This window comes from Cellulomonas fimi (assembly GCF_028527925.1).
Classification (GTDB): domain Bacteria; phylum Actinomycetota; class Actinomycetes; order Actinomycetales; family Cellulomonadaceae; genus Cellulomonas; species Cellulomonas fimi_C.
The window spans coordinates 1-22,219 of the sequence record NZ_JAPESW010000056.1 but is presented as its reverse complement, the minus strand read 5'-3'; the positions used below and the strand labels follow the sequence as shown (position 1 = coordinate 22,219).

General features: G+C 74.0%; 18 protein-coding genes. 8 read left to right on the top strand and 10 right to left on the bottom strand.

The window, feature by feature from the left end:
- The first annotated feature begins 228 nt into the window (after positions 1-228).
- The gene (locus OMK64_RS17760; RefSeq protein ID WP_272729690.1) at positions 229-570 is read left to right on the top strand and encodes a YciI family protein; all 342 of its coding nucleotides are present in this window, start codon (positions 229-231) and stop codon (positions 568-570) included.
- 83 nt (positions 571-653) lie between these two features.
- On the opposite strand, the gene OMK64_RS17755 is transcribed toward OMK64_RS17760, so the two are convergent.
- Positions 654-1,679, bottom strand: a complete 1,026-nt coding sequence (locus OMK64_RS17755) for a phosphotransferase family protein (protein ID WP_272729689.1) — start codon at positions 1,677-1,679, stop codon at positions 654-656.
- A 256-nt stretch (positions 1,680-1,935) separates the two neighbouring features.
- Positions 1,936-3,255, bottom strand: a complete 1,320-nt coding sequence (locus OMK64_RS17750) for an MFS transporter (protein ID WP_272729688.1) — start codon at positions 3,253-3,255, stop codon at positions 1,936-1,938.
- 75 nt (positions 3,256-3,330) lie between these two features.
- Between OMK64_RS17750 and OMK64_RS17745 the strand changes: the two genes are divergently transcribed.
- From OMK64_RS17745 to OMK64_RS17730, 4 genes are all read left to right on the top strand, one after another.
- A complete protein-coding gene (locus OMK64_RS17745) occupies positions 3,331-3,624 on the top strand; it encodes a GNAT family N-acetyltransferase (RefSeq protein ID WP_272729687.1) in 294 nt (97 codons plus the stop codon).
- Between the two features lie 392 nt (positions 3,625-4,016).
- Complete coding sequence (locus OMK64_RS17740) at positions 4,017-5,522, top strand: glycosyltransferase family 2 protein (protein ID WP_272729686.1); 1,506 nt, start codon at positions 4,017-4,019, stop codon at positions 5,520-5,522.
- Positions 5,515-7,035: a glycoside hydrolase family 26 protein gene (locus OMK64_RS17735; protein ID WP_272729685.1), complete on the top strand. Its 1,521-nt coding sequence runs from the start codon at positions 5,515-5,517 to the stop codon at positions 7,033-7,035. The genes OMK64_RS17740 and OMK64_RS17735 overlap by 8 nt, the downstream gene beginning before the upstream one ends.
- Positions 7,036-7,082: 47 nt before the next feature.
- Positions 7,083-8,480 carry a UDP-glucose dehydrogenase family protein gene (locus OMK64_RS17730; RefSeq protein ID WP_272729684.1) on the top strand — a complete coding sequence of 466 codons (1,398 nt, stop codon included), beginning with the start codon at positions 7,083-7,085 and terminating at the stop codon, positions 8,478-8,480.
- A 212-nt stretch (positions 8,481-8,692) separates the two neighbouring features.
- Here OMK64_RS17730 and OMK64_RS17725 read toward each other — a convergent pair whose 3' ends face one another.
- Together OMK64_RS17725 and pgm are read right to left on the bottom strand one after the other, a co-directional pair.
- Positions 8,693-9,001: a monooxygenase gene (locus OMK64_RS17725; protein ID WP_272729683.1), complete on the bottom strand. Its 309-nt coding sequence runs from the start codon at positions 8,999-9,001 to the stop codon at positions 8,693-8,695.
- Positions 9,002-9,166: 165 nt separating this feature from the next.
- Positions 9,167-10,843 (bottom strand): phosphoglucomutase (alpha-D-glucose-1,6-bisphosphate-dependent), encoded by a 1,677-nt coding sequence (gene pgm, locus OMK64_RS17720; protein ID WP_272729682.1) that lies wholly within the window; start codon positions 10,841-10,843, stop codon positions 9,167-9,169.
- Between the two features lie 149 nt (positions 10,844-10,992).
- Here pgm and OMK64_RS17715 point away from each other — a divergent pair, with 149 nt between their 5' ends.
- Positions 10,993-11,817, top strand: coding sequence for a DUF5926 family protein (locus tag OMK64_RS17715; protein ID WP_272729681.1), 825 nt, complete (start codon positions 10,993-10,995; stop codon positions 11,815-11,817).
- Between the two features lie 493 nt (positions 11,818-12,310).
- Entirely contained in the window at positions 12,311-13,051 is a 741-nt protein-coding gene (locus tag OMK64_RS17710) for a glycosyltransferase family 2 protein (protein WP_272729691.1), read from the top strand.
- Here OMK64_RS17710 and OMK64_RS17705 read toward each other — a convergent pair.
- Positions 12,966-15,419, bottom strand: coding sequence for a hypothetical protein (locus OMK64_RS17705; RefSeq protein WP_272729680.1), 2,454 nt, complete (start codon positions 15,417-15,419; stop codon positions 12,966-12,968). The two genes, OMK64_RS17710 and OMK64_RS17705, sit on opposite strands and share 86 nt — an antisense overlap.
- A gap of 80 nt (positions 15,420-15,499) precedes the next feature.
- On the opposite strand from OMK64_RS17705, the gene pheA reads away from it, so the two are divergent.
- Complete coding sequence (pheA, locus tag OMK64_RS17700) at positions 15,500-16,504, top strand: prephenate dehydratase (protein ID WP_272729679.1); 1,005 nt, start codon at positions 15,500-15,502, stop codon at positions 16,502-16,504.
- A 6-nt stretch (positions 16,505-16,510) separates the two neighbouring features.
- Here pheA and OMK64_RS17695 read toward each other — a convergent pair whose 3' ends face one another.
- The 5 genes from OMK64_RS17695 to serS all read right to left on the bottom strand — a co-directional run bounded on the left by OMK64_RS17695 (position 16,511) and on the right by serS (position 22,190).
- Complete coding sequence (locus OMK64_RS17695; protein WP_272729678.1) at positions 16,511-17,278, bottom strand: SdrD B-like domain-containing protein; 768 nt, start codon at positions 17,276-17,278, stop codon at positions 16,511-16,513.
- 161 nt (positions 17,279-17,439) lie between these two features.
- Positions 17,440-18,366: a diacylglycerol/lipid kinase family protein gene (locus tag OMK64_RS17690; RefSeq protein ID WP_308201794.1), complete on the bottom strand. Its 927-nt coding sequence runs from the start codon at positions 18,364-18,366 to the stop codon at positions 17,440-17,442.
- A 176-nt stretch (positions 18,367-18,542) separates the two neighbouring features.
- On the bottom strand, positions 18,543-19,919 hold the full coding sequence (locus tag OMK64_RS17685) for an ABC transporter substrate-binding protein (protein WP_272729677.1): 1,377 nt from the start codon (positions 19,917-19,919) through the stop codon (positions 18,543-18,545).
- A 196-nt stretch (positions 19,920-20,115) separates the two neighbouring features.
- The gene (locus OMK64_RS17680) at positions 20,116-20,910 is read right to left on the bottom strand and encodes an HAD family hydrolase (RefSeq protein WP_272729676.1); all 795 of its coding nucleotides are present in this window, start codon (positions 20,908-20,910) and stop codon (positions 20,116-20,118) included.
- Positions 20,907-22,190 carry a serine--tRNA ligase gene (serS, locus tag OMK64_RS17675; protein WP_272729675.1) on the bottom strand — a complete coding sequence of 428 codons (1,284 nt, stop codon included), beginning with the start codon at positions 22,188-22,190 and terminating at the stop codon, positions 20,907-20,909. The genes OMK64_RS17680 and serS overlap by 4 nt, the downstream gene beginning before the upstream one ends.
- Positions 22,191-22,219: the final 29 nt, after the last annotated feature.

Below are 22,219 nucleotides of genomic sequence, written 5' to 3'. Positions count from 1 at the left end.
CCACCCCCTGACCCACGCCGAACCCCGCGCACCTCCGGCCGTCGCCCGCCCTGACCTGACCCGTCGGCGCGACTTCGCGCGCAGAGCGCGACATCCATGTCGCACCTCCGGGACGAAGTCGCCCCGGCTGGGGGACGGGTCCGCGTCGGCGGGCTGTCGAATCCGGCGGGGCTCGTCCGTCACAGTGGTGACACGCCGCACCGCGCGGCCGGCACACGAGGAGCGACCATGACGCAGTACGCCATCTACTTCCAGCAGAACTGGGTCGGTGACCACACCGCCGAGTGGTTCCAGAGCCGCGTCGAGCCGAGCAACGCGGTCGTCCGCGACATGGAGGCGGCCGGCGTGCTCGTCTTCGCCGGCGGGCTCGAGGAGGACCTGGCCGACGCGTTCACCGCCGACGCGACGAGCGGGACCGTCCAGATCACCGACGGCCCCTACACCGAGACCACCGAGTACCTGGGCGGCATCACGGTCATCGACGTGCCGGACCTGGAGACGGCCAAGATGTGGGCCGGCCGGGTCGCCGAGGGGTGCGGCTGGCCGCAGGAGGTGCGCGTCATCAAGTAGCGGCCGAGGCCCGGCCCGGGGTGACCACGCGAGCGAGTCGACGAGCGTCCCCGGGCCGGCGGGGCCCTGCGCCCGGCACCGACCTACGCGAGCGAGTCGAGGAGCGTGCGCAGGGCCGCGGCGAGGGTCGTGCGGTACCCGGGCAGCCAGTCGCCCGCGAACGACCGCGGGACGATCTCGGTCGTGAGGATCAGCGTGAGGAAGGTCCGGTACAGCGCGAGCCGCGTCTGCGCCGACGGGCTCGTGACGTCGATGCCGCCGGGCACGACGCTCGCGTAGCCCGCGAGCACGCGCGGGTTCACCGGTCCCACGTTGTGGCAGTCGGCGCCGACGAGCTCGTGCAGCGGGTCGCCCCAGAACGCGCGCTCGGGGTCGATGACGCCGACGATCCCGCCCGTCGCCGGGTCGACGAACAGGTTCCCCGCCCACAGGTCGGTGTGCACGAGAGTCGGCGCGGTGACGTCGTCGAGCACGTCACCGTGGCGGTGCAGCGCGGCGCGCACCTCGTCGGCGGGCAGCTCGACGCCCCAGCGCGGCGCGTCGGTGAGGACGGCCTCGACCATCGCCGTGAACGTCGCGCGCCACGTCGGCGCGTTGAGCCCGGCCGCCGGGTTCGGGTAGCCGAAGCCGCCGTCGGGCGCGGGCAGACCGGCGGTGTGCAGCCGGGCCATGTACGCGCCGAGCTCGTGCTCCGCGCGGGCCGTGCGCGGGTCGTCGTCGGCGGTGCCGAAGCCCGCGTCGACCAGCGGCACGCCCGGCAGGTGGCTGACGACGAGCGCGTCCGACGGCACGTGCGTGCGCGTGAAGTCGGTGAGCAGCACGCGCGGCATGAGCAGCGACGGGTGCTGCTCGGCGAGCCGGTAGACGTGCGCCTCCGACCGCACCAGGTCGTGCTCGTACGTGAGCAGCGCGTCGGTCGCGGTGGGTGCCGTCTTGACGATGACGCGCGTGCCGTCGTCGAGCGTGACGCGGTAGCTCGTCGCGAACATCCCGCCCGTGAGCCGCTCGACCCCGGCGAGCGTCCCGAGCGGTGCGAGCACGGCGCGCAACGCGTCGACGGGCACGTCGGTGTCCGGGGTGGTGGCAGGTGTCTCGTCGGCGAGGGTCACGACGCGCACGCTACTGCGGGGGCGCCGCGCCGAGGGAGGGCCGTACGGCTCGTCGTGGTGTCGAAAATCGCCGCGCCCGCGGTGTCGAGAATCGCCGCGCCCGCGGTGTCGAAAGTCGCCGCGTGGTCGGCGTGGCCAGCGCGAGGCCGGACGGTCCGCGTCCGTGCGCTCACCCGTCCTCGGGGACGCCGGTCGGCCGGGGCGGGGTGGGGCGCTGGACGGCGCTGCCGACGTCGCCGTCCGTCGCGCCCCGCTGCTACGGCACCGCGCTGCGCGGGTCGACGCAGTCCGCGACCTCGCACGCCGCGACGGCGGCCCCGGCGGTGGCCGACGGCGACTCGTCCTCGACGGCGCGTGCGACGCGCTCGTCACCCGGCTTCGCGTCGGGACGCGGGCGCAGCGTGCGGTACGCGGCGAGGGTCGCGACCAGCGCGAGCACGGCGGACACGATGACGACGAGGAACCCGCCGTGCGACCCGTCGGCGTCGATGCGCGCACCCGCGATCGACGACCCGAACGAGACCCCGACGCCGAGCGACGTGCCGACCCAGGTGAGGCCCTCGGTGAGCCGCGCGGGCGGCACGAGCTGCTGGACGAGCGCGTTGCCGTTGATGAGCGTCGGCGCGATCGCGAAGCCCGTGACGAACATGACGGCGGCGAGCACGACGAGGTTGGTCGCGACGACGAAGAACGACACCCCGACGGCGAGCACGACGACGCCGATCGCGAACCGCTGGTGCAGCGGCCGCACCCAGTGCCGTGTGCCGTAGAGCAGACCGGCGATGAGCGACCCGAACGCGAACACGGCGAGGATCACGCCCGCGACGCCCGTGTTCCCGGACTCCTCGGCGAACGCGACGGTCGACACGTCGGTCGCGCCGAAGATCGCACCCATCGCGACGAACACGAGCGCGAGGACCACCATGCCCGGGTTCGCGAGGACGGAGCCGCGCACGCGCTCGCCGCCCGCGGCGACGGTCGGCGCGGGCTCGGTGGCGCGCAGCGCGAGGAACCAGTAGCCGCCGACGATCAGCGCGACGAGCGGCACGACGAGGCCCGCGGCGGGGTCGACGCCGGTCGCGAGGACCGTGGCGAGGACCGGCCCGACGATGAAGACGAACTCGTCGATGGTCGACTCGAGCGCGTACGCGGTGTGCATGGGTCGCGGGTCGCCGCCGAGCACGCCGGACCAGCGGGCGCGCACGAGCGAGCCGAACGACCCGACCGCGGCGCCCGTGACGGCGGCGGCGACGTAGAGGAGCCACGGGTTGCTGTCGGCGCGGGCCGCGACGACGAGCGTGACGAGCCCGACCGACGCGACGGCGACGGCGGGACGCATGACGCGGGCCTGCCCGTGCCGGTCGACGAGGCGCGCGAGCTGCGGTGAGCAGAGGGCCTGCGCGACGACGTAGACCGCGGAGACGCGGCCGGCGAGCCCGTAGGAGTCGTACAGCGCGGAGATCATGAGGACGATGCCGATGCCGATCATCGACATCTGGAGGCGCGCGACCATCCCCGCGACGGAGAAGGCGAGGGCACCCGGGCGCGACAGGATCTCGCGGTAGGGCTGGAGCATGCCGTCAGTCTCGCACCGCGCACGGACGTCGGCCGAGGGCTGGTCCTGGCGCCCCCGGTAGCGCACCATCGGTGCATGACGGACGTGCTGGTCAGCGACGCGCCGGAGGCGCACCGGTTCGAGGCCCGCGACGCGGCGGGCGAGCTGCTGGGGTTCGCGGTGTACGACGTGGTCGGCCGGACGGTCGTGTTCACGCACACCGAGGTGGACCCGCGCGCGGAGGGGCAGGGCGTCGCCGCGACGCTCGTGCGCGAGGCGCTGGACGCGGTCCGCGAGAGCCACCGTGACGTCGTGGCGCTGTGCCCGTACGTCAAGGCGTGGGTGGCCCGCCATCCCGACTACCAGGACCTGCTGCACCGTCCCGTGTGACTGAGGTTGCACCGGGCAACTTTGTAAAATTTGCGTGAAGTTGCCCTGGGCAAACTGGACATCCCCGGACAAGGGGGAAGCGCTTCCGGTGAGCGCAGTCACTTTTGGACGCTTGTCCGTCTCAATGCCCTGTTACCGCCTGGTAGGTTCGATTTACCGAGTTCGCCAGACGGGGTCACCGGCCATGCCCCCGCGACTGGTGCCGGACCGTGCGCCTCCAGTGTCAGGGGGCGGTTGCGCACGTCCGCCCGCAGGTCACGACCCTGCACGCGGATCATCGACGCGCGGCGGAGCCCATCGAGGATCCGACCGCGACGTCCATGCTGGATCGCCGACGACGCCGGACAGCGAGTCAGAAAATACGCCATCTCCGTGTCGGGTGGGCCATTCACATGTTTGTTTTCGTCCTTCAGCTGCGCCATATGCTGGAAGGGCAGTCGGAGTTCTATCTCTTCGCTGTCTTCTCCACATTGATCTGGGCGTTGTGGCTGCTCAAGGTGCTGCTCTCGCGCCGCTACAAGCCGTACACCGGCGAGTTCCACGGCACCACGTCCGTCGTCGTCCCGGTGGTCGACGAGCCGCTCGACCTCTTCCACGACGTGCTCGCGCGGATCGTCGCGCAGCAGCCCGACGAGGTCATCGTCGTCATCAACGGCAAGCCCAACCCGGGCCTCGAGCGCGTCAGCGAGCAGTTCGCGCCGCTCGTCCGCTGGGTGCACACCCCGATCCCGGGCAAGCGCAACGCCGTCAAGATCGGCACCGAGATGTCGCGCGGCGAGATCACCGTGCTCGTCGACTCCGACACCGTCTGGACCGACGGCACGCTCCCCGAGCTCGTCAAGCCGTTCGCCGACGCCAACGTCGGCGGCGTCACGACGCGGCAGCGCATCCTCGACCCCGAGCGGTCCTGGATCACCCGCTGGGCCGACTGGCTCGAGAACACCCGCGCGCTCTACTCGATGCCCGCGCAGTCCGCGCTCGGCCAGGTCGGCTGCCTCCCCGGACGCACCATCGCGTTCCGCCGGCACATCCTCATCGACGTCATGGACGACTTCATGCACCAGAAGTTCATGGGCGTCTTCCTCGAGGTCTCCGACGACCGCACGCTGACCAACCTGACGCTCAAGGCCGGCTACAAGTGCGTGTACCAGTACACGAGCCTCGTCTACACGGACGCCCCGCTGCAGGTGAAGAAGCTCTTCAAGCAGCAGCTCCGCTGGGCCCGCGGCAGCCAGTACAACACCCTGCGGATGCTGCCCTGGATGATGGGCCACGCCCCCGTCCTGGCGATCTTCTTCGTGATGGACATCGTCCTGCCGTTCCTGCTGGTCGGGACGATCGCGGGCTGGGTCTACCGCGCGGTGTCCGGCACGGGCGTGAACCTCTACCAGGCGATCCTCGAGACCTACACCGGGCTCGAGGGCTGGGTCTGGGTCGTCGCCACGATGATCGTGTCGTCCGTGCTGTCCATGGCGATCCGCCAGATCCGCCACCTGCACGAGAAGCCGTCCGACTTCCTGCGGCTGCCGATCTTCATCATCGTCTCGACGTTCTTCCTCATGCCCGTCCGTCTGCTCGGGTTCCTGCGCATGGCGCACGCGTCCGGCTGGGGCACCCGCGCCGGCGCCTACGCCGGGGGCGACCTCATGGAGGAGCTCGAGAACGCCCCGCAGGGGCCCGTCGACCTCGTCGACCGCGCCCCCGACGGCGTCGTCCCGAGCCAGCGCTCCGCCGACGGCACCGTCCTGACCGAGGCACCGACCCGCGTGCGCCGCGCCACCGCGGCCGCCGCACCGGCCTCCGCGCCGCGTCGTCGTCGCCGTCTCAACCCGCTGGCCGGCATCCCCTACGTGGCCGCCGTCCTGATCTTCGCCCTGGAGGCACTCGTCTATGTCTGAGCACACCGCCCACGGCTGGTGGACCCGGGCCATCCGACCGTCCCCCCGCAAGCGGCTGACCGCGGCCGCGATCGCGCTCGCCCTCATCGCCGTCACCGTCGGCGTCTGGCTGTCGCCGTCCGTCGACGGCGTCGTCCCCACCCGCGCCTCGGCGCAGGAGCTCCGGCTCCAGGCCGAGAACGAGAAGCTGCGCAACTCGCTCGAGGCGCGTGAGCAGGAGGTCCTCGACCTCGAGCGCTCGCAGCGCAAGGCCGCCTCCGAGCGGTCGGCCGCCGCCGAGCGTGGCAAGGCGAAGGCCGCCGAGGAGAAGGCCGCGGCCGACGCCGCCGCGCAGCAGAAGGCCGCCGAGGAGCAGGCCGCGGCGAAGGCCGCGTCCGCCGCCAAGGCCGCGTCCGAGAAGAAGGCCGCCGCCGAGCGTGGCAAGGCGCGCGACCGTGCCGAGCAGGCCGAGGCCGCGCTCGCCCGGGCCCGTGCCGCCGCGGCCACGCCGTCGTCCTCCGGTCCCGCCCCCGAGGTCAAGCCCACGGCCCCGTCGCTCGCCGCGCTGCGGCAGCCGACGGCCCGCCAGTTCGGCCTCTACACCCCGCAGGCCCCGTTCAGCTGGGCCGAGCAGGACGCCGTCGCCGCCCAGATCGGGACGCAGCCGAACATCGTCGGCTACTTCCAGGGCTGGGACGGGACCTTCCGCGCCGACGCCGTGACCCGCTCGTGGGCCAAGGGCGCCATGCCCATGCTCACGTGGGAGTCGCGGAACCTGTCCACGGCCAACGACGTGGTCGAGGAGCCGGAGTGGTCCCTCAAGGAGATCATCAACGGCCGCTACGACGACTACCTGCGGCAGTACGCCGCCGACGTCACGGCCCTCGGGCTGCCGGTCGCGATCCGTCTCGACCACGAGATGAACGCGTCCTGGTACCCGTGGAACGAGCAGGGCTCCGGCGGCGCGTCCGTCAACGGCAACAGCCCCGGCGAGTACGTGGCCATGTGGCGTCACGTGCACGACGTGTTCGAGGCCGCCGGTGCGAACCAGTACGTGCTGTGGGTGTGGGCGCCGAACATCGTCAACAACCTGCCCGCCGCGAACCAGTCGCTCGCCTACACGACGTCGCTCTACCCGGGTGACGCCTACGTCGACTGGGTCGGCCTGTCCGGCTACTTCCGGCCGCCGTACCGCGACGGCCAGACGCCGACCTTCGCGTGGACCTTCGACAAGTCGCTGGACCAGCTCCGTGCCATCACGGACAAGCCGATCTTCCTCGCGGAGATCGGGGCGTCCGAGAGCGGCGGCCAGAAGGCCGCGTGGGTCACCGACCTGTTCGACGCGCTCGCCGAGCCGGAGAACGCCGACGTCATCGGGTTCGCCTGGTTCAACCACGCCGTCACCACCATCAGCCAGGGCGAGCGCATCACCAACGACTGGCGCGTCGAGTCGCGCGCCGACTCGCTCGCCGCCTTCGTCGAGGGTCTGCACGACCCCGCCGTCGGCTTCGCCCTCCCGGGCGGTGCGTCATGACGCCCGCGTCGCCCACCGCCAACCCCCGCCGTTCGAGGAGAAACGACATGTCCGAGCAGCACACCGACGACCTGAGCGTCGTCGACCTCTTCCCGCGCCGCGTGTTCGACGCCGACGCCCCCGCCCCCCGCATCTCGGTGCTCGGCACCGGCTACCTCGGCGCCACGCACGCCGTGTCGATGGCCGCGCTCGGCATGGAGGTCGTCGGCTACGACGTCGACCCCGCCAAGGTCGCCGCGCTGCAGGCCGGCAAGGTGCCCTTCTACGAGCCCGGGCTGCCCGAGCTCCTCGAGGAGCAGCTCGCCACCGGCCGCCTGCGCTTCACCTCCGACGTCGCCGAGGCCGTGGCCTTCGCGGACGTGCACTTCGTGTGCGTCGGCACGCCGCAGACCAAGACGAGCCACGCCGCGAACCTGTCCTTCGTCGAGGCCGCCACGACGGCCATCGCGGCGAACCTCACGCACGACGCGCTCATCGTCGGCAAGTCCACCGTGCCCGTCGGCACCGGCGCCCGTCTCCGCGAGCTCGTCGCGGAGAAGGCCCGCGAGGACGTCCGCGTCGAGCTGGTCTGGAACCCCGAGTTCCTCCGCGAGGGCAAGGCCGTGCAGGACACGCTGCACCCCGACCGCATCGTCATGGGCGGCACCACCGCCGACTCGGAGGCCGTGCTGCGCCGCGTCTACGCGACGCCCATCGCCGAGGGCTCGCCGGTCGTCGTGTGCGACCTGCCCACCGCGGAGCTCGTCAAGGTGAGCGCCAACGCGTTCCTCGCGACCAAGATCTCGTTCATCAACGCGATCGCCTCCGTGTGCGAGGCCGCCGACGCCGACGTGACCGTCCTCGCCGACGCCCTCGGCCACGACGTCCGCATCGGCCGCCAGTTCCTCGACGCCGGTCTCGGCTTCGGTGGCGGCTGCCTGCCCAAGGACATCCGCGCCCTCATGCACCGCGCCAACGAGCTCGGTGCGCACCAGGCGTCGGCCCTGCTCCAGCAGGTCGACGAGATCAACATGGGCCAGCGTGGCCGCGTCGTCGACCTCGCGATCGAGGCGTGCGGCGGCTCCGTCCTCAACCGTCGCGTCGGTGTCCTCGGGGCGGCCTTCAAGCCGCACACCGACGACGTGCGCGACTCGCCCGCCCTCAACGTCGCCGCGGCCCTGCACCTGCGTGGTGCCCAGGTCACCGTGTACGACCCCGAGGCCGGCGACACCGCCCGCGCGTCCTTCCCGACGCTCGGCTACGCGACCTCCGCCGAGGAGGCCGTCGAGGGTGCGGACGTCGTCCTCGTCCTCACCGAGTGGGACGAGTTCGTCGGCGCCGAGCCGGCGAAGCTCGCCGCCCTGACGCAGCACGCGAACGTCATCGACGCGCGCGGCAAGCTCGACCCGCAGCGCTGGCGCCAGGCCGGCTGGTCCTTCCGGGGCCTCGGCCGCACCGCCGCCTGACGGGTCGCCTGAACGGCCGCCGGAGTGCGTCGGCGGCCGACCTCGGGCCGCCGGAGGCACGGTCCGGCGGCCACCCCCGCACGCACCTCCCGACCGCGTCGGGTCGGGGGTGCGTGCAGCGGGCGGCGTCGCGCCCCGACGCCGCTCCGCACGACGGGCCGCGCACCTCGCAACCAGGTGCGCGGCCCGTCCGTGTGCGCGCTCGGTCCGCGTCAGTCCGGGACGGGAGCGTGCGTGATCGCGGACAGGCCCGCGTTCACGGGCCGGGAGAAGGTCGTGACGTCGGTGATGCCGAAGCCCGCGAGCCGGGCGGTGTGCTTCGCGAGGTAGCGCTCGGCCGACGCGCGGTCCGTGAAGAGGTAGGCGCCGCCCGCGGTCCCGGCCTCGGCGTCCTCGGTCCAGACCTTCCAGAGCAGCCCGTCCTCGGCGGCGATGTCCGCGGCGAGCTCGCCGAACGCGGTGACGGCCTCGTCACCGACGGGCCCGTCGGTCGGGAAGTCGAAGAACAGCAGGTGCGCCATGGTGGGTCCTCTCGCTGGGTCTCGCGGCGGGCGCCCGTCGCCGCCCGCCTGCCGAGTCGACCACGCGCCACCCACAGACGGCGACCCGGGCCTGGGTACCGGACGAAGGGCGTCAGCGGTACCCGGACCCGGGTCGTCCGGCGTGGCCGGCGGGCGTCGGTCGGGTCAGCTGCCCAGGGCCTGGGAGACGACCTGCTTGGCCTCGTCCTGGACCTGCTGGAGATGGGCCTCCGAGACGAACGACTCGGCGTAGATCTTGTAGACGTCCTCCGTGCCCGACGGCCGCGCGGCGAACCACGCGTTCTCGGTCGTGACCTTGAGACCGCCGATGGCCGCGTCGTTGCCGGGCGCGTGCGTGAGGCGCGCGGTGATCGGCTCGCCCGCGAGGGTCGTGGCGGTGACCTGCGAGGCGTCGAGCGCGGCGAGCGTCTTCTTCTCCTCGCGGGTCGCAGCGGCGTCGACGCGCGCGTACCAGGACTGCCCGAACTCGCCGACGAGCTCGGCGTGGATCTGCGACGGCGACTTCCCGGTCGTCGCGATGATCTCCGAGGCGAGCAGCGCGGGCAGGATGCCGTCCTTGTCGGTGGTCCAGACCGTGCCGTCCGTGCGGAGGAACGACGCGCCCGCGGACTCCTCGCCGCCGAACCCGACGGACCCGTCGACCAGGCCCGGCACGAACCACTTGAACCCGACGGGCACCTCGAGCAAGCGGCGGCCGAGCCGCGCGGCGACGCGGTCGATCAGGCTCGACGACACGAGCGTCTTGCCGATCGCCGTGTCCGTCGGCCAGCCCGGGCGCGCGCCGCCGTACAGGTAGTGGATCATCACGGCGATGTAGTGGTTGGGGTTCATGAGGCCGGCGTCGGGCGTGACGATCCCGTGCCGGTCGGAGTCCGCGTCGTTGCCGGTCGCGACGTCGAACGGCGCCTCGCCGCCGGCCATGCGCTGGACCAGCGACGCCATCGCGTACGGCGACGAGCAGTCCATACGGATCTTGCCGTCCCAGTCGAGCGTCATGAACGACCAGCGCGGGTCGACCTCGGGGTTCACGACGGTGAGGTCGAGGCCGTAGCGCTCGCCGATCGCGCCCCAGTACTCGACGGACGCGCCGCCCAGCGGGTCGGCGCCGATCCGCACGCCCGACGTCCGGATCGCCTCGAGGTCGAGCACGTTGGCGAGGTCGTCGACGTACGCGGACAGGTAGTCGTGCTTGCGCGTCGTGTCGGCGGCGATCGCCTGCTCGTAGCTCACGCGCGGCACGGACCGCCAGCCCGACGCGAGGATCGCGTTCGCGCGGTCGGCGATCCACGCGGTCGCCTGCGACCCGGCGGGGCCGCCGTCCGGCGGGTTGTACTTGAAGCCGCCGTCGCGCGGCGGGTTGTGCGACGGGGTCACGACGATGCCGTCGGCCAGCCCGGGGCCTGCGGTGCGCACGCCCTCGGAGGAGCCGGCGCCGTTGTAGCTGAGGATCGCGTGCGAGACGGCGGGCGTCGGCGTCCACGAGTCGCGCGCGTCGACGCGGACCTCGACGCCGGCCGCGGCGAGCACCTCGAGCGCGGACCGGAACGCGGGCTCGGACAGCCCGTGCGTGTCACGGCCGATGAACAGGGGCCCGTCGGTGCCCTGCCCGCGGCGGTACTCGACGATCGCCGCGGTGATCGCCACGATGTGCGCCTCGTTGAACGCGGAGTCCAGGGCGGACCCCCGGTGCCCGCTGGTCCCGAACACCACGCGCTGGGCGGGGTCGTCGAGGTCGGGCTCACGATCGACGTACGCCCCGAGGAGGGCGTCGAGGTCGACGAGGTCGGACGGCTGGGCAGGGGTTCCGGCGCGCGGGTCCATGCGTCGATCCTTCCGCATGACCCCGGAGCCCGCAGCCCCCGGTCGTCCCGGTCCGTGGACCGGCCGTGGCAGGTCCGTCACACCCCGACGACCGTACCGGCGCGCGGGAGCCGTCGGGCACGTGCCGTCGCTCCCGGTAGCCTCGGGGCATGGCCAGGAACACGCCCGACTTCGTGCTGCGTCCGTTCGAGGGGCTGCCCGGTGAGCCCGACTGGGTCGCGCTCAAGGAGCTCGTCCCCGCGGCGACCGCGACCGCCCGCACCACGCAGGAGCACGGCGCGCGCGACGTGCTCGTCACGACCGTCCTGCCGACCGCGTGGCCCGCGCTGCACCGCGCCGACGGCGTCGTGCTGCTCGCGCTCCAGACGGTCGGCTCGTCGGGCGACGCCAGCCGCGACCTCGCCGCCTCGCTGCTCGAGGCGCTCGAGGTCGAGCCCGGCACCGCGGTCGAGACGGTCGGCCTGCCCGGCCCCGGCCCGCGCCTGCAGGACGTGCTCGACCTGTCCGTGCCGTTCGAGGTCACCGTCCACGACTCGTTCTCCTACTGGCTCGCGCCCGACACCGAGCGCACGCCCGACCTCGTCGCGGCGATGGAGGAGGCCGACGCGGGCATCATCGACACCCGCAAGCTCGCCGCCGCCGAGTCCGCCTACTGGTGCCGCATGGGCGCCCGCGAGTTCCTCCGCTGGGCGCAGCCGCACGACGAGCAGGTCGTCCTCGACGCGCTCGCCCGCCTGCACGCGCGCCGTGCCTCGGGCTTCGACGGCGGCAAGTTCGTCGGGTACTTCCGGTCCAGCGGGATCGTCGTCCCCGTGTGGGAGCTCGCGCGCGGGTCGGAGGCCGAGGACGTGGAGGCGCCGCTCGCCGCGTTCGCGCCGTCGTTCGCCGAGGCCCTCGCGTCGACCGAGCCGCTCGACGCGAACGAGCGGCGCGCCCGCGCGGGTCTCGTCGCCCGCCAGGTGACCCTCCGCTGACCCCCGCCGCGCCCGCACGCCGGACGCCGACGCCGCCCGCCGGACGGGTGCCGTCGGCGTCCCGGCCTGCGGCTCAGGGCGGGCGGTCCACGTCCGGCTCGCTAGGCTGACGCCCGTGACGCGCAAGGGCGGGAAGGCCGCCGACGACCAGCCGGAGGCCGGCTCGACCGACGCCTCGACGGCCGCCGCGACCGCGCCCGCGCGCACGCGCAGCCGGAAGCCCGCCACCACGACGTCGGACGCGGCGATCGCGCCGGCCGGCACGACGCCCGACGGTGCGACCACGCCCGGCACGACGCCGGCCGGCGCGGCGACGACACCGGTCGAGGCAGGCGCCCACGCGCCCGCCGTGACGTCCGACGCGCACCCCGAGGCCCCCGCCACGGGTGGCCGTCAGCGGCGCGGGGGCCGCGACGCCCGTCGTGACGCCGCCCGTGAGACCGCCCCGGACGCCCGCGAGCCGAAGCCGCACCGGCACCGGCAGCGGGTCGCCGTGATCATCCCGGCGAAGGACGAGTCCCGGCGCATCGCCGCGACCGTCCGCTCCGCGCGCGCCATCCCGCACGTCGACCTCGTGCTCGTCGTCGACGACGGCTCCGAGGACAACACGCAGCACGTCGCGCGCGAGGCCGGTGCGGTCGTCGTGCGGCACTCGCACAACCGCGGCAAGGCCGCCGCGATGGAGACCGGCGCGGCCGTCGTCGCGATGCGCGACGCCCCCGACCGTCTGCCGCGCGTCCTGCTGTTCATCGACGGCGACCTCGGCGAGACCGCCGTCAACACCGCGCCGCTCGTCCCGCCCGTCCTGGAGGGGCACGCCGACCTGTCGATCGCGCTCCTGCCGCCGCAGCCCGGCGCGGGCGGTCGCGGCATCGTCGTCGGCGCCGCGCGTCGTGCCATCGCGTCGATGACGGGGTGGACGCCCACGCAGCCCCTGTCCGGCATGCGCTGCCTCACGCGCGAGGCGTTCGAGGCCGCGACCCCGCTCGCGCGCGGGTGGGGCGTCGAGACGGGCATGACGATCGACCTGCTGCGGCAGGGGTTCCGGGTCGTCGAGGTGCCGTGCGAGCTGCGGCACCGGCCGTCGGGCAGCGACCTCAAGGGCCAGCTGCACCGGGCGGCCCAGTACCGCGACGTGCAGCTCGCGGTCAGCGCGCGCCGGGTGCGGGGGGCGGCGGCGTCGGTGAAGCAGACGGTCGCACCGCGTCAGCGTCCGCCGCAGACGCACCGCTGACCGCGCCCGTCGCGCTCGCCGTCCCGTCGCCGACGACGGCACCCGTCGGCGACCGGTCGTCGACGGCGACGGCCGTGGGCTCCGGGTTCTCCAGCCGCCACTGCGCGGCCGCGGCGACGAGGCACGGCACCGCGACCGCGATGCCGGTCGCGGGGACGACGATGCCGGAGTCGTTGATGAGGAACCCGACGCCCAGCCCGGCGCCGATCGCGAGCACCGCGGGCCGCAGGAGCGGCACGGCGGCCTGGAGCCCGGCGAGCGGGCTGCGCGGACCCATGAGGGCACCGCGCCGGGGCCGGTCTCCCGCGAGGACGATCCACGTGAGCGCGATGCCGAACACCGCGAGCACGAGGTAGCGCCAGTTGGTGAGCACGCGCAGGTTCACGGACAGCTTGCGGTAGACGACGTCCCACAGGCCGCCGTCGAGGACGGTCGCGAAGAACCGGCCCAGGTGCGTGCGGTCGGCGGGCGGGCGCATCCAGTCCAGCACCGCGAACCCGCCGACGACGAGCGCGCCGACGGCGAGGATGATCGCGAGCGTCTTCCAGTGCACGCGCCGGCCGCTCACGACGATGCCGAGCAGCGCGAACGCGAGGATGAGCGCGGGCGGGCCGCCGAAGTCGGAACCGAGGCCGGGCGCACCGTCGACCACGACGAGCAGCAGCCCCAGCGCCGCGACGAGGACGGTCGCGAGGACGCGTCGGCCGCGGCGCACGAGCGGGTCGGCGATCGCGACGGCGACCAGCAGGCCCGCGGCGGTGAGCAGCGCGAACGCCTGGTTGCTCATGCCGTAGAACCGCGCCGCGAGCAGCCGGTGCGCGCCCATCGGGGTGTCGATGACGAGGTGCGAGCCGGTGCACGCGTCCACGACGAGCACGCCGACGGTCACGGCGGCGACGAAGCCCGCGGGCCCGAGCACCGAGCGCCGCCACGGACCGACGAGCGCAAGCGCCGTGATGAGCGCGATCCAGGCGAGGACCGTCCACCAGAACGCCATGCGCGGGTCGGCGGCACGCCACCACGGGACCAGGCCCGTGAGGAACGCGGTGACGGGCGCGGCGGCGAGCGCGAGCGACGCGATCTTCAGCGCGTGCAGCGCGGGCCGCAGCGGGCGCCGGTCGGAGCGGCCCTTACGCGTGAGGATGATCGCCGCGGCGACGAACAGCACGGCCTGCGCGAGCACCATGCGTGTCGAGAACCCGCCGCTGACGCGCGTGACCCACTGCGCCTGCTGCTGCACGTCGAGCAGCACGGCCATGCGCCCGGACGCGGTCACCGGGCCGGCGGTCGGCAGGATCGTGGCGCCCGCGAGCGCCGGCGCGTCGTCGTCGAGGTCGAGCGCGGCGAGCAGCGTCGGCGTGACGTCGACCGTCTGGACCAGCCCGGGCTGCCGCGTCGCGCCCGACGTGAGCAGGTTGCGCGCGTACTCGTCCCCGTCGGGGGCGGTGCCGAGGGCGGCGGCGAGCTGGAGGGTCGCGCGGCTCGAGTCGGCGAGCGACACGACGAGGACCGTCGCCCCCGAGCGCTCGGTGGCGCGCAGGACCGCGCCGATCCGGTCGTCGAGCGTCTGCGCCTGCGCCGACCGGGTGGGCTCGACGATCGCGCCGGGCGTCGGGAGCTCGGGGTCGGTCGGGTCGGCGATGCCGGGGAGCTCGTCGCCGAGCTCCTCGTCGGGCGTCGTCGAGGAGCCGCGAGCGGCCGTCGCGTAGCCGGGGTCGCGCAGCACCCCCGCGTCGACGACGACGAGCTGCGACGTGGCGAGTGCGTCACGGACGCTGCGCGTCAGGGCCGTCGTGCTGCCGGGGCGGGCGAGGTGCGTGCCCACGGGCAGCCCGTCGCTGTCGGCGAGCGCGATCGCGGCGCCGGGACCGATGCCGGTGGCGGGCGTGCCGGAGTCCGCGAGCAGGTCGCCGAGCAGCCCGGGGCGCGCGCCGTAGGACTCGGCGTCGGCCGACGTCTCGTAGTCGTCCCACCCGGGCACCGCGCCGTCCTCGCCCGGGTCGCGCAGCGTGCGGCACGTGCGGTCGTCGGCGGGCAGGTCGGCGGCGCGCTCGCCCGACGAGACCGCGAGCCAGCCGTCCGCGGGGCACGAGCGCGACGCGACGGACCGGGCGGCGACGAGGCCGATCGACCCGTCGCGCGAGAGGTCCCACAGCGTCGGCGTCGTGAGCGTCGTGACGTCGTCCCAGCGCAGGCCGGTCACGCCGACGAGGACGATCGGCGCGGTGGGCACGTCGTCGGCGGTCGGGGCGGGGGCGGCTGCGCTCGCCGTCGGGGCGGTGAGCAGCACGGTCGCGGCGGCGAGCAGCGTGCCGGCGAGCGCACGCACGCGGTGACGCAGGGCGCGCGGGCGGGCGGAGGTCGGCACCGGTCAAGCCTACGGGCGCACTACCCTCGACCCCGGCGGGTGGGGTCGACGCCGCGTGGAACGCCTGAGGAGGAGCTGTGATGTCCGAGGCAGGAGCGGCCGCGCCCGGGGCGTCGAGCCGGGCGCCGGGCCCGCGCCCCCGGTACGCGTACCTCGGGCCCGCGGGCACGTTCACCGAGGCCGCGCTGCGGCAGGTCGTCACGCCCGACGAGGCGGAGTTCCTCCCGCAGACCGACGTCGGCGCCGCGATCGAGGCGGTCCGGTCCGGCGCCGCGGACTTCGCGGTCGTCGCGATCGAGAGCACCGTCGAGGGCGGCGTCACCGCGACGCTCGACAGCCTGGCCGGCGGCGCGCCGCTCGTGCTGCTGCGCGAGGTGCTCGTGCCGGTGCAGTTCACGCTCGCGGGTGCGCCGGGCGTCGCGCTCGCCGACGTGCGGCGCATCTCGGCGCACCCGCACGCGTGGGTGCAGTGCCGCCGCTGGCTCGCGCACCACCTGCCGGGCGTCGTGCACGTCCCCGCGACGTCCAACACCGCGCCGGCCGCGCTGCTCGCGCGCCGCGCCGCCGACGGCGAGCCCGCGGACCTCGGGTTCGACGCCGCGCTCGTGCCGCCCGCCGCGGTCGAGACGTACGGGCTGGTGCCGCTCGCGGAGCACGTCGCCGACAACCCGAGCGCGGTGACGCGGTTCGTCGTCGTCGGGCACCCCGGGCACGTGCCCCCGCCGACCGGGGCCGACAAGACGACGCTCGTCGTGCACCTGCCCGACAACGAGGCGGGTGCGCTGCTCGCGATGCTCGAGCAGTTCGCGGTGCGCGGCGTGAACCTGTCGCGCATCGAGTCGCGGCCCATCGGCGACGCGCTCGGCCGGTACTCGTTCTCGATCGACGCCGAGGGGCACATCACCGACGAGCGCGTCGGCGAGGCGATCATGGGACTGCACCGCCGCTGCCCGCACGTGCGGTTCCTCGGCTCGTACCCGCGGGCCGACGCCGTCGCGCCCACCGTGCACGTCGGCACCGCGGACGCGGACTTCGTCGGTGCGCGCGAGTGGCTGCGGGCTGTGCGCGAGGGCTCCGCGACCTGACCCGGCTCAGCCGAGGGTGACGCCCAGCACCTCGGCCAGCGGGGTCGCGCCGACGTCGACGCCGCGCAGCACCCGGTCGGCCGTCACGCCGTCGACGGGGTCGGGCAGGTCGAGCCCTGCCCCCTCGGTCAGCGAGACCGGCCCGGACAACCCCTCCGCGCGGTCGGCGTCGACCGGCTCCGCGTCGGAGTCGGCGAGCGCCCGGCCCCGCTCGGCGACGGCCGTCGTCAGCGCGTAGCCCGCGGGCAGGAGCCAGCGGACGCGGTAGACGTCGGCCGCGACGTCGTCGAAGACCACCGTGCCGTCCGGACCGGTGGTCGCGGCCTGCACGACGCTGCCGTCGACGTGGCGCGCCGGCTGCGCGTCGGCGGTCTCCAGCCGGACGACGACACCCGCGAGCGGCGCCTCGGTCCCGCCGCGCAGCCCGTCGGCGTCGTCGTCGGACCACGCGTGCGTCACCAGCGCGAACGCGGGGGTGGCGATGGAGCTGTCGTCGACCCGCACGGCCGCCTGGTCGCCGCCGTCCCGCCCCGCCGTCGGCCCGGGCTGGGCGACCGCGAGCGCGACGGCCGCGAGTGCGCCCAGCGTCGCGACCGCGACCGACGCGAGCGCCGCGCGGTGGTGGTGCGGGTGGTGCGGGTGGTCTGCGGTGACAGGGGTCGCGGGGACGGACTCGCCGTGCGCCCGTGCGGCGGTGGGCGGGGGGACCACGGGTGTGGGCGCCGTCCGGTGGGGCGACCCCGCGGGCGGTTCGGGGCGGCTGTCGGTGGTCACCGGGCTCCTCGTCGGTCGGGCGCGGGCCGTCTGCGTCGACGACACTCCACGGTAACGCCGGGATCGGACATCGGCGGAGGAGTCGGGCATTCTTCACCACCCCGGAGCAACGCTCATCCGAGCGCTCCCCGGCGTTCACCGGCCGCCGCGTCCGCGCGCGGTCAGCGCGTCGGGACACGCACGACGAGGGCGCCCGGGTCGATGCGCGCGGTCAGCTCCGTGACCCGTCCCACGACGTCGCCGTCGACCTGCACGTGGTCGCCGCCCGGGACGACGAGCCGCACCTCCTGCGCGCGCGTGTGGTCGATCCGGCCGATCTTGGCCGGCAGGTCGTTCCGCACCCCGACGCCCTGCAGCACGACCTCGCCGAACAGCTGCGCCCAGCCCGCGATGCCCGCGCGCGTGTCGATCGCGGCCACGTCGAGCCAGCCGTCGTCGAGCTCCGCGTCGGGCAGCAGCGTGATGCCGCCCGGCAGCTTCCCGCAGTTGCCGATGAGCAGGCTGCGCAGGCGGGTCGTGGTCACCGGCTGGTCGTCGAGCCGCACGTGCACGCGCGAGCGGCGGCCGTGCAGGTGCTTCATGCCCGCGACGAAGTAGGCGATCCAGCCGACGCGCGCCTTGAGCTGCTCGTCGGCGTCGGCGACCATCGCCGCATCGAACCCGACGCCCGCGATGACGAGGAAGATGTGGTCGCGCGGCGCGTCGGAGTCGTCCGGGAGGTCGTCCGCCGCCTCCGCCACGTCGTCGTGCACGTCGGACTCCCAGCGCTGGACGCGCAGCCACCCGACGTCGATCGTGCGGTCGCGGCCCTCCACGGCGACGCGCATCGCCGCGAGCGGGTCGGACAGCGGGATGTCGAGGTTGCGCGCCAGCAGGTTGCCCGTCCCCAGCGGCATGAGCCCCATCGGCACGCCCGTCCCGACGAGCGCCTCCGCGACCGCCCGGACGGTCCCGTCGCCGCCGATCGCGACGACGACGTCCGCGCCCCGCTCGACCGCCGCACGCGTCTGGCCCACGCCGGGGTCCTCGATCGTCGTCTCCAGCCAGAGCGGCTCGGGCAGCTCCTGCTCCGCGCACAGCCGCAGCACCGCGTCGCGCAGGTGGGCGACGTCGGGCTTCGACGGGTTGGCGACGAACGCGACGAGCTGCCCGCTGCCCTCGATCTCGCGCGCGAGCCGTGCGCGCAGGGGACCGCCGGTGCGACGGCCGTGGTGGGGGCCCGCGGACGGACCCCCACCACGTCGGTGTCACACCGGTCGAGGCGTCACTGCGGCCAGGCCGCCTCGATGTTGTCGAGCGTCTCCTCGTCGGACTGGTCCTCCGCGATCCACGCCGTCATCTGCTTCCAGAACGCGTCGGCGCCGACGGCACCGGGCATCTGGTCGGACCCGTCGAACCGGAAGGTGTACGAGTCGTCGGTCAGCAGGTCGAACGACAGCTTGTCGATCGGCGACTGCAGGAGCTCCGGGTCGAGGCCGTTGTTGGCGGACAGCCAGCCCTGGCCGGTGACCTCGGCCTTCTTGTTCGCCCACTCGGGGCTCGACAGGTAGGCCTGGAACGCCGCGACCTCGGGACGGTCGGCGAACGCGGTCACGAACTCACCGCCACCGAGCAGCGGCTTGTCGTCCTCGGTCGCGCCCGGGAGGTAGAAGGCGTACACGTCGCCGTCCTCGGCGACCGTGAGGCTCTCGTCCCAGTTGGCCTGGTAGAAGTTCGCCGCACGGTGCAGGAAGCAGGCGCCGTCCGGGATCGGCTGCGCGGCCTCGTTCCACGGGGTCGTCGCGATGGACGTCACGTCGCCCCAGCCGCCGTTGACGCGCTCGGAGTCCTTGAGGATCGAGCCGACGGTCCCGAGAGCCTCGAGGATCTGCGGGTCGTTGAACGGGATCTCGTGGTTGACCCACTGGTCGTAGACGTCCGCGCCCGCGGTCCGCAGGACGACGTCCTCGAGCCAGTCGGTCGCCGGCCAGCCGGTCGCGTCGCCGGACTCGATGCCCGCGCACCACGGCTGCACGTCGGGGTAGTCCTCACGGATCTGGTCGGTCAGCGCGATGAGGTCGTCCCACGTGGTGGGGATCTCGTAGCCGTTCTCCTCGAACGCCGACGGCGAGTACCAGACGAACGACTTCACGTTCGCGCCGAGCGGCGTCGCGTAGAGCGTGCCGTCGACCGTGCCGTAGTTGACCCAGCCCTCGGTGTAGTACTCGTTCGCGTTGTCGATGACGGCCTGCGGGGCCGGCACGACGACCTCGGGGTACTGCTCGACGATCGACTTCAGGAAGCCGGGCTGCGGGATGTACGCGATGTCCGGCGGGTTGCCGGCCTGCAGGCGCACCGGGAGCTGCGCCTCGAACTCGCGCGACCCCTCGTACTCGATCGTCGCGCCCGTGCACTCCTCGAACGGGGCGTAGGAGTCGATCTGCTGCTGCGACTCCGGGTCCACGATCGAGGTGTAGACGCTGATCGTCTTCCCCGACAGGTCGCCGTAGTCCTCGTACGCCGTGCAGTCCGTCGTCGACGAGGCGCCGTCGCCGCTGCCTCCGTCGTCGTCGCTGCCGGAACAGGCGGTGAGCACGAGCACGAGACCCGCCCCCGCCGCCGCTGCCGCGGTGTAACCGCGGCGCTTGCGCAAGCCGTTCATGAGACCTCCACGTCGTCATGGTCCGGACGGCGCGACTCCACCCCGTCGCGCCCTCCCCAGCGATGCAAGTCGTTGCGCAAGGGTTTCGCAACCGGCGCACGGGGACAGAACGGTCACAATTGGGCAACGCACACGTGTCAGCCGGTCGTCGCCGTTGCCCGCGGCACCTGCGACGACGCGCGCGGGCGTGCTCGCGTCAGTCGACGAGGCTGCGCAGGACCGCGACGGCGCCGTCGTCCTCGATCGTCCCGGTGACCTCGTCGGCCGCGGCACGCACGACGTCGGACGCGTGCCCCATCGCCACACCGCGCGCCGCCCACCGCAGCATCTGCACGTCGTTCGACCCGTCCCCCACCGCGACCGTCGCGAACGGCTCGACGCCCTCGTGCTGCCGGATCTCCTCGAGCGCGCTGGCCTTCGACACGCCCCCGGGCGTGAGGTCGAGCCACGCGGACCACCCGACGGCGTACTCGACCTCGTGCAGGCCGACGCGCTCGACGAGCGCGTGGAACTCCTCGGGGCTCGCCTCGGGCGCGCGGATGACGACGCGCGTCGCGGGCGTCGACGCGAGCTCGTCGAACGGCACGACCCGCACGCGCCCGGAGAGCTCACCCGCCGGGAAGTCCGCGGACACCTTGAAGCCGACGCCGAGGTCCTCGACCGCGAACAGCGCGTCGGGCAGCTCCATCGCGATCGTCCGCAGCGCCGGGCCGGGGTCGAACGTCACGGACTTCGTGATCTCGAACCCGTCGTCGGTGCCGTCGATGCGCGCGGTCACCGCGCCGTTCGAGCACACGACCCAGCCCTCGGTGAGCCCCAGGTCCCGCGCGACCGGCACGGCGGAGTGCGCTCCGCGGCCCGTCGCGAGCACGACGTGCACCCCGGCCTCCCGCACCGCCGCGATGGCGTCGCGCACGTCGGCGGAGATGACGCCGTCGTAGGACATGAGGGTGCCGTCGACGTCCAGGGCGACCAGGGTGCAGCGGCTCATCGCACGGGCTCCAGGACCTCGAGGCCGCCGAGGTACGGGCGCAGCGCCTCGGGGACGCGCACCGAGCCGTCGGCCTGCTGGTGGTTCTCGAGGATCGCGACGATCCAGCGCGTCGTCGCGAGCGTGCCGTTGAGCGTCGCCGCCGGGCGGACCGTGCCGTCCGCGGTGCGCTCGCGCACGCCCAGGCGGCGGGCCTGGTACGTCGTGCAGTTGGACGTCGACGTGAGCTCGAGCCACCGCTGCTGGCTCGGCAGCCACGCCTCGCAGTCGAACTTGCGCGCCGCGCTGCTGCCCAGGTCGCCCGCGGCCGTGTCGATCACGCGGTACGGCAGCTCGACGAGGTCCAGCATCGCCTTCTCCCAGCCGAGGATCCGGCGGTGCTCGTCGGCCGCGTCCTCGACCGTCGTGTACGAGAACGCCTCGACCTTGTGGAACTGGTGCACGCGGATGATGCCGCGCGTGTCCTTGCCGTACGACCCGGCCTCGCGCCGGTAGCACGCGCTCCACCCGGCGTACCGCTTCGGGCCGCCCGTCAGGTCGAGGATCTCGCCGCTGTGGTAGCCCGCGAGCGCGACCTCCGACGTCCCGACGAGGTACAGGTCGTCCGCGGGGAGGTGGTAGATCTCGTCCGCGTGCGCGCCGAGGAAGCCGGTGCCGGCCATGACCTCGGGCTTGACGAGCGTCGGCGTGATGACGGGCGTGAACCCGACCGCGAGCGCGCGGTCGACGGCCGCGTTGAGCAGGGCGAGCTCGAGCCGCGCCCCGATGCCCGTCAGGTAGTAGAAGCGCGCACCCGAGACCTTCGCGCCGCGCTCGGTGTCGATCGCCGCGAGCCCCTCGCCCAGCGCCAGGTGGTCGCGAACCTGGAAGTCGTCGCCGTACTCGGCGGCGAAGTCGCGCGGCGTCCCGACGTGCTCGAGCACGACGTAGTCGTCCTCGCCGCCGCCGGGCACGCCGTCCTCGACGACGTTGCCGATCCGCCGGGCCAGGTCCGTGGCACGCCGCTCGGCCTCGTCGGCCTCCGCCTGCAGGCCCTTGACCTTCTCCGCGATCGTCTTGCCGTGCGCGAGCAGCGCCTGCTTCTCGTCGCCCTGAGCCGACGCGACCTTCTTGCCGTGCGCCTTCTGCTCCGCGCGCAGCGTCTCGAACTCGGTGAGCGCGGCGCGGCGGCGGGAGTCGGCGTCGAGGACCTGGTCGACGAGGGACGGGTCGTCGCCACGGAGCCGCTGGCTGGTCCGGACGAGCTCGGGTTCCTCCCGCAGGAGCCGCAGATCGATCACCCGCCGACTCTACCGAGCCCCTCGCACCC